Origin of the sequence: Coleofasciculus sp. E2-BRE-01, assembly GCF_040221695.1 — a bacterium.
Lineage (GTDB): Bacteria > Cyanobacteriota > Cyanobacteriia > Cyanobacteriales > Coleofasciculaceae > Coleofasciculus.
This window is the reverse complement of the sequence record NZ_JAVKEA010000151.1, coordinates 1-12,679: the sequence shown is the minus strand read 5'-3', so window position 1 is coordinate 12,679 and position 12,679 is coordinate 1. Positions and strand designations below refer to the sequence as shown.

General features: G+C 43.9%; 13 protein-coding genes. 11 read left to right on the top strand and 2 right to left on the bottom strand.

Going from position 1 to position 12,679, the window contains the following annotated elements; genetic code table 11:
• Window positions 1-150 precede the first annotated feature (150 nt).
• The 9 genes from RIG66_RS18755 to RIG66_RS18715 all read left to right on the top strand — a co-directional run bounded on the left by RIG66_RS18755 (window position 151) and on the right by RIG66_RS18715 (window position 7,307).
• Entirely contained in the window at window positions 151-1,272 is a 1,122-nt protein-coding gene (locus tag RIG66_RS18755) for a putative CRISPR-associated protein (protein ID WP_446380274.1), read from the top strand.
• A 351-nt stretch (window positions 1,273-1,623) separates the two neighbouring features.
• Window positions 1,624-2,499, top strand: coding sequence for a type III CRISPR-associated RAMP protein Csx7 (csx7, locus tag RIG66_RS18750; RefSeq protein ID WP_446380273.1), 876 nt, complete (start codon window positions 1,624-1,626; stop codon window positions 2,497-2,499).
• Window positions 2,499-2,624: a hypothetical protein gene (locus RIG66_RS18745; protein ID WP_446380272.1), complete on the top strand. Its 126-nt coding sequence runs from the start codon at window positions 2,499-2,501 to the stop codon at window positions 2,622-2,624. Before csx7 ends, RIG66_RS18745 begins: the two co-directional genes overlap by 1 nt.
• A gap of 74 nt (window positions 2,625-2,698) precedes the next feature.
• Window positions 2,699-3,319 carry a hypothetical protein gene (locus RIG66_RS18740; protein WP_446380271.1) on the top strand — a complete coding sequence of 207 codons (621 nt, stop codon included), beginning with the start codon at window positions 2,699-2,701 and terminating at the stop codon, window positions 3,317-3,319.
• 30 nt (window positions 3,320-3,349) lie between these two features.
• Window positions 3,350-4,300, top strand: coding sequence for an RAMP superfamily CRISPR-associated protein (locus RIG66_RS18735; RefSeq protein WP_446380270.1), 951 nt, complete (start codon window positions 3,350-3,352; stop codon window positions 4,298-4,300).
• A complete protein-coding gene (locus tag RIG66_RS18730) occupies window positions 4,297-4,854 on the top strand; it encodes a hypothetical protein (protein ID WP_446380269.1) in 558 nt (185 codons plus the stop codon). The genes RIG66_RS18735 and RIG66_RS18730 overlap by 4 nt, the downstream gene beginning before the upstream one ends.
• 89 nt (window positions 4,855-4,943) lie before the next feature.
• Window positions 4,944-5,969: an RAMP superfamily CRISPR-associated protein gene (locus RIG66_RS18725; protein WP_446380268.1), complete on the top strand. Its 1,026-nt coding sequence runs from the start codon at window positions 4,944-4,946 to the stop codon at window positions 5,967-5,969.
• A gap of 131 nt (window positions 5,970-6,100) precedes the next feature.
• Window positions 6,101-6,718, top strand: coding sequence for a hypothetical protein (locus tag RIG66_RS18720; protein ID WP_446380267.1), 618 nt, complete (start codon window positions 6,101-6,103; stop codon window positions 6,716-6,718).
• A 187-nt stretch (window positions 6,719-6,905) separates the two neighbouring features.
• Window positions 6,906-7,307 (top strand): hypothetical protein, encoded by a 402-nt coding sequence (locus RIG66_RS18715; protein WP_446380266.1) that lies wholly within the window; start codon window positions 6,906-6,908, stop codon window positions 7,305-7,307.
• Window positions 7,308-8,098: 791 nt separating this feature from the next.
• Here the strand turns inward: RIG66_RS18715 and RIG66_RS18710 are convergent.
• Complete coding sequence (locus RIG66_RS18710; RefSeq protein WP_446380308.1) at window positions 8,099-9,415, bottom strand: aminopeptidase P N-terminal domain-containing protein; 1,317 nt, start codon at window positions 9,413-9,415, stop codon at window positions 8,099-8,101.
• Between the two features lie 314 nt (window positions 9,416-9,729).
• On the opposite strand from RIG66_RS18710, the gene RIG66_RS18705 reads away from it, so the two are divergent.
• Together RIG66_RS18705 and RIG66_RS18700 are read left to right on the top strand one after the other, a co-directional pair.
• Window positions 9,730-10,272, top strand: coding sequence for a carboxymuconolactone decarboxylase family protein (locus RIG66_RS18705; protein WP_446380265.1), 543 nt, complete (start codon window positions 9,730-9,732; stop codon window positions 10,270-10,272).
• Between the two features lie 167 nt (window positions 10,273-10,439).
• Window positions 10,440-11,783 (top strand): adenylate/guanylate cyclase domain-containing protein, encoded by a 1,344-nt coding sequence (locus tag RIG66_RS18700; RefSeq protein WP_446380264.1) that lies wholly within the window; start codon window positions 10,440-10,442, stop codon window positions 11,781-11,783.
• Window positions 11,784-12,312: 529 nt separating this feature from the next.
• On the opposite strand, the gene RIG66_RS18695 is transcribed toward RIG66_RS18700, so the two are convergent.
• Window positions 12,313-12,679 (bottom strand): ISAzo13-like element transposase-related protein (locus tag RIG66_RS18695; protein WP_446380263.1); only part of this gene is annotated, 367 nt, incomplete at its 5' end.

Sequence of the window (12,679 nt, the reverse complement as noted above, 5' to 3'; positions counted from 1 at the left end):
TTGGATGCCACTCAGCTTCAAGTATGTTTTACTGAACCAATAATCAGGAGGTATACAGTTATGCTTATATAGTAAATAGTCTGGAAGTAACTCAAAGACAAGACAAACTACTCTAGTTGTGCATCGATTGAATCAGATAGTTTGAGACAAATGGTTAAAACAGTTATATGTTCTGTGGGTATCAGCGCTGCAAGAAAAGTTTCAGGAGTTAAACCACGAGATTTGACAAATTGGGTTAAACAGCAATCCAGTATAGAAGATGCTGCTGAAAGCATATTTTCGACTTTCCGCTATATCCGTCCAGAGGGAGAAAGTTTAAAAAATGAATTATCTGCTGAGATTCATTCTCTGGTTCGGATTGGTATCACGGATAGGGATAGAATAATTCTGCTGGCTTCAAGTACAGAGGATGGGTATTGTTGTGCGATTGCGGTTAAAAAATATTTGCATCATTACTGGACTAATTTAGATGTACAAATAAAACAAGTTCAAGGCTTGCAAGTTTTAGATGCTGAACTATTCCGGACAAGGGGGGTTGTTGAATTTGTCCGACATATTATCAAGGAAATTGATGACTATGGGGCAAGTAATATTATCCTGAATCCAACTGGAGGATATAAAGCACTGGTTCCTTACACCGTTTTAGTCGGGATGTTAAAAGGAGTTAAGTGTGATTACATTTTTGAGCAGTCCACTAAATTTCTAGAATTACCGCCACTTCCGGTAGAATTCATCCGTTCGTCATTTGAAGCTCATAAAGGTTTATTTGAAAAAATTGAAGACAAAACAGCTATTACTCAAGCCGAATGGGAAAAGAATATCTCTTATGATGAAAGAGAAAGGTTGAAGTCGCTCTTTGAATTTATTGATGGACAAGTTAGTCTGTCTGCTATCGGTATCTTATTCCTTGATGAGATACGTAGACCTTCTGTTTTGGTTCCCTTTCTTTCTCAAAAAGCGATTAAAGATTGTTTTGAGAATATTAGACAACTTGATAACTGTGATCCATTTCGCTTTCTGTCGCGAGTAGCGGCTTCTAAGGAGACTTTTGATCAAAAAGAACATATTAATGTTGGGAATGGATTACGCTGGCTCAAACCTGGGAGAACCACCGACCGTTATTTGGTCTCTGTGGAAGGTTGGCGTCTGTTGGTGTGGAGAGCAATCCGTGAGGATCAAGAAGGTGCAAATTATGCTAGTAAAATTACAGTCAATCCTGAGACTGAACGACGTTCTTATTCTCCTTTCATGCGTATGGATTTCGTAGATTAAGTAGGGTGGGCATTGCCCACCAAGCTTATTAAGCTTAAGCCGGAAATTAAGCAAAATCAAGAGAGTTTGTATGTGCTTAGTTCTTTGGGGGAGGTACGGTTATCGGTTCAAGATGTGTTTAGTTGGTTGAGTCTGAGTTAGTCAGGGTTTGAGTTTTTACGGTATGTGGCGCAACGATTGTGTAGGGGCGGGTTTCACTATTATCTTTTCGGTTGCATCCGGATGTGACTAAACCCGCCCCGATGCTGGTTTATAGATTTCCTGTGAAAAGTTAGAGTCAGGGTTGGTGGTGGGGAGGCGGAGGTTTATGGCGAAGACAGCGCAACTACGAACAAACTGGGAGATAATGTTGTGTTTGATTGTTTTAAGAATCGTTTGGAAATTAGCGGGAAGTTGATGACGATAACTGCACTACGAATTAGTGCAGGGCGTTCCACGGAACCGATTGGTTCGGATTTACCGGTGATTAAAGATGCTTTGGGTAAACCGTTGATACCGGGCGCTAGTTTTAAGGGGGCGTTGCGATCGCGCTTGGAAAGCTTCCTGCGTGGTATCCTGGGCGGGGAGCGGACTTTGGTCGCTAATCCGGCGGTGGAGGAGGAGTGGGCGATTACGGCTCAGGAAATGAAGCAACTCAAAGATCAATATCCCACAGATACGGCGCTGACTGAGGCTATTTTAAACCAGACTGACTTAATTTCTCACCTATTTGGTTCGCCTTGGCTGGCGAGTAAGTTTCAAGTTCGAGATTTGATGGTACTGTCAAATTATTGGTTTGGTCAATATCAAGAACGGGATGGGGTGGCGATTGATAGGGATACGGAAACCGCTGCTGATGGGAAATTGTATGATTTCCAAGTGGTTCCAGCCGGAACTCCTTTTGCGTTTAAGGCGGTGGTGGAAAATGCTGAGGATTGGGAGTTGGGATTATTAATGATTGGTTTACATCAATTTGAGACGGAACAAATTCCACTAGGGGGAGGGCGTTCACGGGGTTTGGGTGTGGTTAAATTAGAGATTGAGAGGATGGATTGGTTTGATGCTAGGGATGAAAGTAATCGGGATGAGGTTGATGCGGATAAGTTGCTGAATTATCTTAAGAAAATGGTTAATAATGAGGGTTCAGCTTATGAGGATGGTAAAGGGTATAAAGACCAGTGGGTACAATCTTTGATTGGTTATTTGGAGAATCGGGAGAATCAGAATGCTGAGGTGAATACGAGGTGATGATGTATCAATTCATTGTAGGGGCGGGTTTAGGGATTCCATCTGGCTGGTTACCGATAATTGAACAACAAAACCCGCCCTTGTTCAACGGTGCGTTACGCTCCGCTAACGCACCCTACGTATGAATTACAATTGGGGTGGGTGATGTGACGTTTAGGGCGCTAAAGCGCAACTACGAACGCAATGATGTGAGGTGATTATGTCATTTAGTAAGTACAAAAGTATTGCGGATGTTATCCAGGAGTTTCAGATTAGTTATACTGAGGCGAATTTTATTGTTGAATCTCCTTTTGATATTCCGGACTATTTTCGGGAAGATCTCCAGATGGTGATGCGGGAAGGGGTGGTGAATAATTCGGAGTTTGCTATTTGTGAGAATCTTATTTATCCGGTGCTGAAACAAATTTGGAAATGTTATTCGAGTAAGTTTATTTTATGGAGTCATGAATCCCTGAATTACGATGAAAACCTTTCGGGATTTCCGGAGTATATTTTAGCCAAACGCTCTCCCCTAGGAAAGGTGGTTTTTGACCAACCCTATTTTTTGCTAGTTGAGGCAAAACAAGATAAGTTTAAGGAAGGGTGGGGTCAGTGTGCAGCCGAAATGGTGGCGGCTCAACGTCTGAATCAACATCCTCAGATTACTGTATTTGGGATTGTGTCTAATGGTGAACTCTGGCAGTTTGGCAAGTTAGAGGCTAATGTATTTACTAAAAATATTACGTTTTACAGTATTCAGGAACTCGATTCCCTATTTGCAGCCGTCAACTCTATTTTTCAACACTGTGAAGCCCAACTCGATACTTTAGTTGCGGCTTAAAGGATAGGTTGTTTCAGATCAATTTAGATTATGCACAAACGATTGGTTAATCAATGTACGATTGATTTTAGTTTAATCCCCTGTGGCCCGATTCTGATTAAATCAGGGCGGGAAGGTGCTGATCCCACGAAGCCGGATATGGAATTTGTGGAAACTTATCATAAGGGAGGGCGTTCGGTTTATTTACCGGGAAGTTCTCTAAAAGGGGCAATTCGCGCCCATGCTGAACGAATTGTTAGAACGGTGGGACGCGATAATCGGAATTCCGATTATCCGAATAGCCTCTGGGCAAATGACCCGTTAAATGATAACTATGATTATCTCAAAGATAAATCATCTTCTGAACTTTATAAGTTATCCTCTTTTACCGATCAGATGTTTGGTAATACGTCAATTGCCAGTCGGGTGAGAATTGAGGATGCTTATCCGGTTGAGTCTCAACCTGTGAAACTGGAAGAACGGAATGGTGTGGCGATTGACCGCGTGTTTGGTTCGGTGGCGGTGGGACCATTTAATTATCAAGTTTGTACGGCTGGTGAATTTCGCACTAAACTCCATCTGAAAAACTTCTCATTAGCCCAATTGGGATTAATTGGTTTGGTGTTGCGGGATTTAGATGAGGGGTGGTTTGGTTTGGGGTTTGCTAAGTCTCGCGGCTTGGGAATTGTGGAGGTAAAATTAAACGAGGCGGTTGTTCAATATCCGGGTTGTGTTGTTGAAGATCAACGGATTCGTAGTCTGGGAGGTGGCGGTGAATGGCAAGATAATCAACTTTTTGGGGCTGGTATGTTTTTGGCGGAAACGGAACGAGAACGTTATGGTTTTCCGGCTAATGATATGCAAGATACTCCTGTGCGGGCGGAATCAATGGCGCTGGGGTTTGGGGTAGAGTTAAACTGGCAAGGAAAGGAACAAGTTGAGGATTTATTTATGCGGGCGGTTCGGGCTTGGTGTCAGAGAGTGGAAGGAGTTGCAGCATGAGTCCTTTTGTTGGTGTTTGTCAAGATTTGCTCACCGGAACGGAGTTAATAGAATTAGTGCAACAGCAAGCCACAGCGCCGAGTTATTATTTTCTGCGCTGGAGTCATCAAGTGAGTGGAATTGTGGAAAAATTACCGGATGATTTTCCCTCTTCTGAAGGACAGATGTTTAATTGCGATCGCGAGTTACGTTGGAAACGCCAAAATGACCGTTATAGCGTACTTGTGTTATCGAATACGGGTGAGGTTACCGGCTTTAAATCGATTATAAAAGACAGAGATGATCTGAGAGAGTCTGAGAAAGAATCCTACTGGAAAACCGAACAACGTCCAGCTTATGGGTATCCTACAAATGAAACCCGATTTCCGCGATCGCTAATTTATCCTAAGAGTCTAGATGTCAGAAATAATCAGCCCTCCCAGAAAAATCAGCCGAAACTAGCCCAGCGTTATTTTATCGCTCAACCTACCGCAACGGTGCATTTTGTTGCCTTAACTGTGGAAATGCCAAACAGTGATTCTTGTCAACCCGTTTTAACGGGTTTAAGCTTTTAGCCCGTAGACGCGAAGCGGCTTCTCTTCGAGTACTTTAGTTCAGGGCTTTAATTCAGGGCTAATTAAGTCAGTAATTATTCAGCAAGCCGATGAGTTATAATAAACCCCGTCCCCGTCCTCAGCTATCCCAAAGTATTGCCCCTAAACCCTATCATCTGATTCCTTTACCGAAAGACAAACCGCAATTACAACATCCCAAAGGGCAAGATCAATATTATCGCGATCGCGTCCATGGAACGTTACACCTAAGATTAACCGTTCAAACCGGATTACACGTTTCTACGGGAGTTGTCGCCCTGGGAACGGATGTGGGACAAAAGTCGATTCCCTTGATTAAAACCATGATTCAGGGAAGCGCAGGACAGTTAATGATTCCCGGTAGTTCTCTCAAAGGTGTGGTACGTTCCACCTATGAAGCGATTACCCGTAGCTGTTTGTGTAAAACGAAGGCAAAATCGAATCAAATCCCCGTAGGTTATCAGGAATGTCGTGATAAAACTAAACTTTGTCCAGCTTGTCGGGTATTTGGGGCGCTTAATTGGCAAGGGTTAATTCAGTTTAGCGATGCTGAATGCGAATCAACTGAATTTCGTCCCGGATTTATGCCATCTCTCTATCGTCCTCATCCTGATGAATACCCAGGTTATTTTAACCAGGGAAAGGTCGCTGGGCGCAAGTTTTATTATCACACAATTCGGGCTGTAGATAAAGGGCAACAGCAGGGAATATCAGTACAACAAGCGGCGAAAACCGTTGGTTTTAGCACATCATTACCCTATCGAAACTTAACCAAAGGGGAACTGGGAACCCTACTGATTGTACTCGGACAAGATAAACTGAATGCGATTGCACTTAAAGTGGGTGGCGGTAAACCGATTGGGATGGGGACAATGACAGTTGAAGTAAGGAGTTTAGAACCTGTTGATAATATACGCGATCGCTATTTATCCTACCAAACCCAATCCCAACCCCTCACTGGAAAACCCTTGCAACAGTTGATACAACAGGCGATTCAGGCGGCGCATCGAGAATTGGTGCAATCCCAGCCATTGCAGGAATTAGTCGCCGTGTTGGGATATCCTACTGATAGAGAACCGCCGGAAGGAATGTATTAGAAAACCTAAGCCCCCAACCCCCAATGCAACTCCCCTCTCCTCGCAGGAGAGGGGCTGGGGGAGAGGTTCTTTCCAGATTATTACCTCAGTGCAGTTTAGCCTTTTAAGTTAACTTTATCAATCCCTTCTGTATGGTAGTAACTGAAGAATTAACCGAAAATGAGTGGGAAATTGCCCGCTCGATCGCGAAAACTCTGGTTGAAGAGGATACAGACGCCAATGAACTAGGAAAAGCGATCGCCTATCTTCGCAATTACGCCAACCAAGACGGAACTAAGTTGTTTGATTATCTCAAAACATTGGTCAGAAATGGCAGACAAATTGGACATAGTAAGCGAACGTCTGACTATTACCAAGCCATTGACAATGCTTGTAATCAATACTTAAAAGCCTATCAAGATAATCCCCCAGTCATGTTACATATTTTAGGCTGGTCTTATCGGCTAATGCGTTATTACCAAAACACTGAACCCGTTGGCGAAATTAGTGCCCCCGTCGTCGAGTCAGCGCGTCAAGCTGAAATTGCTGAGGTGGTTAACACTCATGATTTTAAAGTGGGTCAAATATTGGACGCCACGGTTACAGGCGTTAAGGGAAATAAGGTAACATATACGATTCTGGAAACAATTAAATTAACGGAAAAAGAGCCAAAAAAGGCGAAATCGCTCTCTGAAGGGCAAATAGTCAAAGTTGAGATTGTGTCTCTCAAGGAGGATGGAAGTCTCAAAAAGGTTAAATGCGTCGGTTGAAATAACTTTGTTGGTGGTCATTGAGATTGCTCTGAGATTATGATAGAAGGTAAGCTCATGGTCAAAACCATGAGGTGGTAAAAATTGATACATATTCGGGAGGAAAGATGTCTGAATAAGCACTCAAAATCGACTCAACTGTTGCAAGCAACTTATAGCTGGCGTATTTAACAATAGGTAACGAACAATGCAAAAAGACTCGAAGTCATTGGTGGCTGACCCTGTAGCAGGTTTAGCCGAATTAGATTTATCTGCACACCCATCACCGGATGGTCATGACTTTACGCTCCAAGATGACGTACCGGACAATAATCTACACCCGTTGGTTTTGACGGATAAGTTCGAAGAAAACCTGAAATACTCGAAGCAGACGCAAAACCCCGCAAATTTCCAACCTAAAAAATCCTTTTGTTCTTGGAAGCATTTGCGGAAATTTCAGATACTGGCGGCAATTGTCTCAGCGTTCATCGTTGGCGCTAATAACGGTGTCCAACTTTGGCAGAACTTGGATATGAGTAACCGCCTTGGCTTGTTGGTCAACAATTTCGATGTGGAGCAAGTTAAGCCGGAGTCTGACAAAAACGACTAGACCTATCTGAATGATATCAGGGTAAGCATCCTACCTCACTGGGGAGAGTCGTTATATCTACAACTCTCCCCGAATTCATACTGCTTTTTTGAGTTGATACCAACTTGACATTTAGAACCAGTAAGGTTATCTTTGATTTGGCTAGAGGAGTTAAGTTTCCGCAAGCGGTAATCGCTTGATAAACTTACCCCGCAAGGGGATGGAAACACGCCTCATGTAAGCTGACTCGCAACAGTTGAGTCGTCTTTCACATCTTCCCCGCAAGGGGAACTTTATGGATTAAAATCGTAGGGGCGCACCGACGTGCGCCCAGAAAACGTGAGCGAGTAACCGCAATGGGGATCAAAATAAACCTCGCCAAGACACTGCGATCGCTCTATCAACTAAATCCCCGCAAGGGGACTGAAACCAAAAATATCGACCCTATCAGCTTCACTGAATCCCGACGCTTCCACCGACTAAATCCCCGCAAGGGGATTGAAACGACCAAATCCTACCTAATAATAGCATGTTGCCAACTTGAAAGCCAGGAAATAAATTTCCGGAACTTAAAGCTCAAGTAAGCTTTAGCTTACTAGCTAAGTCTTTGAACCCGTTTTAACGGGTTTAAGCTTTTAGCCCATAGACGCGGAGCGGCTTCTCTTAGAGTACTTTAGTTCAGGGCTACTTTGGAATTGATTGCTTTGATTTTAGAAAAGGGCGGGTTTTGCAACAAACGTTATTGGTAACACCGCGATCGAAGCCCCTAAACCCGCCCCTACACCCCGGATTTGGGTGAAATAATTACCCTTCTAGCTTTCCATCTCCTCCGCCAACTTGGGCACCCCATCGGTTAACACCTCATTCCCCGACTCGGTAACCAAAACATCATCCTCAATCCTGACACCAATCCCGCGCCAGCGATCGGGAATCTCAGGTTGACCTTCCACCGGTTTAATATCTAAGCCAATATACAACCCCGGTTCCACCGTCACCACTTGACCCGGTTCAAAGGTTTGCCAAGATTCTTCCCCATTCTTATATACCCCAGAATCATGCACATCTAACCCTAACCAATGTCCAGTCCGATGCATATAGAAGGGCTTATATTTCTCCTCCTTAATAATTTCCTCGATATCTCCCGCCAGTAAACCCAAATCCATTAATCCTTCCACCAACACCCGCACGGCGGTATCGTGAAATAGATTATACGGCTTTCCCGATTGTACCTGTGCGATCGCGTCTTGCTGCGCCTTCAATACCAACTCATAGATGATCCGTTGATCTCCGCTAAATTTACCCCCAATCGGAAACGTGCGGGTAATATCGGCATTGTAATACTCATAAGCACAGCCCGCATCAATTAACAGCAAATCCCCAGTTTCCATCTGGCGGGTATTTTCCACATAATGCAAAATACAACTATTCACCCCCGACGCCACAATTGACGGATAGGCTGGACCCAACGCCCCCCGTTGGCGAAAAATATGTTCGATTTCCGCCTGAATTTGGTACTCATAACATCCCGGTTGGGCAAATTTGCGGGCGTGATTATGGGCGTCTACGGAAATCGCCGCCGCTTGGCGCATCATCTCCAATTCCGTTGAACTCTTCACCAAGCGCATTTTCTGGAGAAGCGGATTTGTGGACTCAATCGCCATCGGACCCGTTCCCCGCTTAGGATACGTCCGCATCAACCTTTGCCAATGGGTGAGAACGGTTTGATTAAAGTCGCGATCGCGCCCTAATTGATAATAAATCCGATCTGCCTTCTCTAAATACTGAGGTAACTTCTCATCCAGTTCCGTAATCGGATACGCTTCATCCGCACCGTAGCGTTCTTTCGCCCCATCAACCCCCGTCCGATACCCTGTCCAAACTTCCTTCTCTGGATCTTTGGGTTGGACAAACAGGACAAAGCGATGTTCAGCATGGTGCGGCGCTAACACCGCCACGGCTTCAGCTTCATTAAACCCCGTCAGATAAAAGAAATCACTATCCTGACGAAAATTATATTCCACATCATTATGCATCACCGCAACCGGGGCGCTGCGGAAGATAGCCGTCCCCTGACCAATCTGACTCATCAACTGTTCGCGGCGTTGGCGATACTCGGTTTGTGAAATCATCATTATACAATGCTAGCTTTTGGGTAGACAATTAACCCCAGAACTGATATGTATGGTTAGGGTTTTATTATTCTTACTTTAGTCAATTCCGGCAATGCACGAGAGAACCGCTGGAATTTGACGACCACTTTGGGGGCATTCTACTAGACGTTATTGTTCATCGTTCAGGGTTAATTGGTTATCGCCATGAACTCTGCTGCTTGGATTTTATCCCGGCGTATCTCCTCTCTCGCCAACTTAAAAGTCGGTGCAAGGAGAACTCAATCTATCGTAATACATCGTATTACCAAAACGCAATCATTTTCGAGGCAATTATGGCACAGTTTCCCCTGCAAGACACCCATCAGATCACCCAGCCCCTCGTCCAAGATATTTACGATGAAATTAGCACCGAATTGGGATTTGGGATGGTTCCCAATTTATTTAAATCCATGGCGATTCGCCCCGAATTTTTAGCCGCCACCTGGCATCAATTTCGCTGCACTATTTTAAAAGGAACGATTCCTCGCACGATTAAGGAAATGATTGGTGTGGCGATCTCCCAGGCGAACGGTAGCGATTATGCGCTAAAGGTTCATCTGCACAGCTTATCCGCATTGGGAATTAGCGAACAGGTACTGCAAATGCTAGTCAGCGACTTCGATAACTGTCCCTTACCGGAACGTGAAAAAGCCGTGATTCGCTTTGGCTTGCTAGCCGCGACGAAACCCCAGCAACTCAGTGATACTGACTATAAACATCTGCATGAGTTGGGATTGGATCAATCAGAAATCTTTGAACTGATTGCCACGGCTAACGTATTTACCGCTATTAATCAATATACCGACGCGATCGCTCTGGAAATTGATACCCTATAAATATCTGACTTCCACCCAGACTTGGCTTAGGGTAGGGGACGCTTCATCAAGAATTATCGACAGATGATCCTTCAACTCCCCCAATTCTCGATTATGAATAATAATGGAGAAGTAAGACATGTAGACAAGTAGAGGCTTCCCCCATGATCAGATGAGGGATGAGTCAGATGAGTTTTTCTTTATTTACCAGTAGTAATCATCAAATCGAAGCTCAGGATCGGGAACAACTTCTGCAAACCACCCGACAATTACTGACTCAAATTCAGGCGCTTTCCTCCCGGATTGCCGCCGTTAATGAAATTTCCAATGCGATTAACCGTTCCTTAAATTTAGAAGAAATTTTACAAATTGTCAGTAAACAAGCCAAATGGTTATTAGACTTTCAGCATTGCAGCATTTGTCTCAAAAACAACGATGGCTCGTTTCGCTTAGTCACCTTGTTTGGTTCGCCAAGTTCCTGCCAGACTTGCCCCATCGCCGGGAATAATCCGATTAGTCGCGCTCTCAAAACTGGACAATCTCAACTTAATCCCCAGGATTCCAGCGATACCTTTTTATCTGCCTACTCCTCTAAAATTATTCTGCCCCTAGCTAGAGATGATCAAGTTATCGGTTCGCTAAATTTTGCCACCAGCCATCCCTCTGGCTATTCCCAAGAAGATTTACGCATTGGTTATTTACTAGCGGTGCAATTAGCCAGTGCAATTCGCAATGCCAGATGTTTTCAGGAAATGAACAAGCTGTTTGCAGAAATGAATCTGCTTTACTCGAATCTGGAACGAGAACGACGTAAATCTGATCAACTATTATTAAATATTCTTCCTGAACCGATTGCCCATGAGTTAAAGGAAACGGGAAAAGTAAAACCTGTTCATTATGACTGTGCCACGGTTTTATTTACTGATTTTAAAGACTTCACTCAAATTGCTGAACAACTCTCACCTGAAGCGCTAGTTCAGGAATTAGATTATTGTTTTTCATTTTTTGATTTAGTCAGTGAAGTGTATAACCTGGAAAAATTAAAAACAATTGGCGATAGTTATATGGCAGTCTCTGGTATTCCCGTCGCCAAATCAACTCATGCTATTGACACAGTTCTAGCGGCTTTACAAATCCAGACTTTTATTCACTGGCGACAAATTGAAAAGAGGCAGAGGAATGAACCCTATTGGCAGATTCGGATTGGTATTCACTCAGGTTCCTTACTTGCGGGTGTGATTGGGCGGAAGAAGTTTACTTATGATGTATGGGGGGATACGGTGAATATAGCATCCCGGATGGAATCATCGGCGATTCCGGGAACGATTAATATTTCCCAAGCGACGTTTGATCAAGTTAAGGATTTTTTCGAGTGTGAGTATCGGGGTAAAATTGCGGCTAAAAATAAAGGCGAAATTGATATGTATCAGGTTAAACGACTCAAAGCTGAATTGGCAACCGATCCCCTCGGTCTGGTTCCAAATGAAAGATTTAATCGGATTTATTCTAAAATTTCTAGTCGGGCGGTTTAATAATCATAAGTGTAGGGACTCGCGCATTCTTGCCCAAAGCTTATACAAAATTCGGGTTAGCTACCTTTGTTATAACCTAGTCCGCACTAGCTACATTCTGGCGATGCCATTCAGGTATAGTCTAGTGCAGCGCGGCAGAAATCCTTGAGCAGCTCACCCTACCAAGTAACAAACAAACCGGGGCGCGATCGCTCCCATCAACCCGTTAACAGTTAAAATAAAATTTGTCACAAGGTAGTTCAGGGCTGGCTCGAGATGGATAGGTGAGCCACAATCAGCAAGTTGTAGGTGGCTTTGTCCTAATAGATGTTCTATATTTGCGTATAATATAAGCAAACTCATTTTAGTTTTTCTCTCTCCTTGTAAGGAGTCGGACAAAAGAAAACGGTACTGTATTAAGTGCAAGTAAATCGCCCTCAAACCCTTACTGTTCCCTGTTCCCTGTGACACACCGAGCGAAGTCGAGGTGTTCCCTGTTCCCTAATCTCGACCGTTAACTTTAATTGTGTCCACCTACTTAAGGAGAGAGTTAACTAGGGACAATTGTGATATCCCATTTAGGTAATGTTTCAGAACGCTGCCAGAAGGGATAGTATTCTTCTAACTCTGTGGGCAGGACTTTGATGCCTTTTTCATAGGTGGTTTCGACGTGATGCACAATTGGAGCAATACCCTTCCAAGTCATATTAGCAGCCCATTGTATGGCAGTTTCCACTGTGTCTAAAATTGCACCATTCCAATAGTTTTCTAGGACAGCCCAACAGCGTTCTATCGGATTGTACTTGCTGTGGTAGGGAGGATAGTAAATCAGGCGAATTTTTACATCAATCTCTTGGGAAAGTTCAACCATTCGTTTGATAAATTGGGTGCGGTCACTGCGAGTTGCCACACCGCCA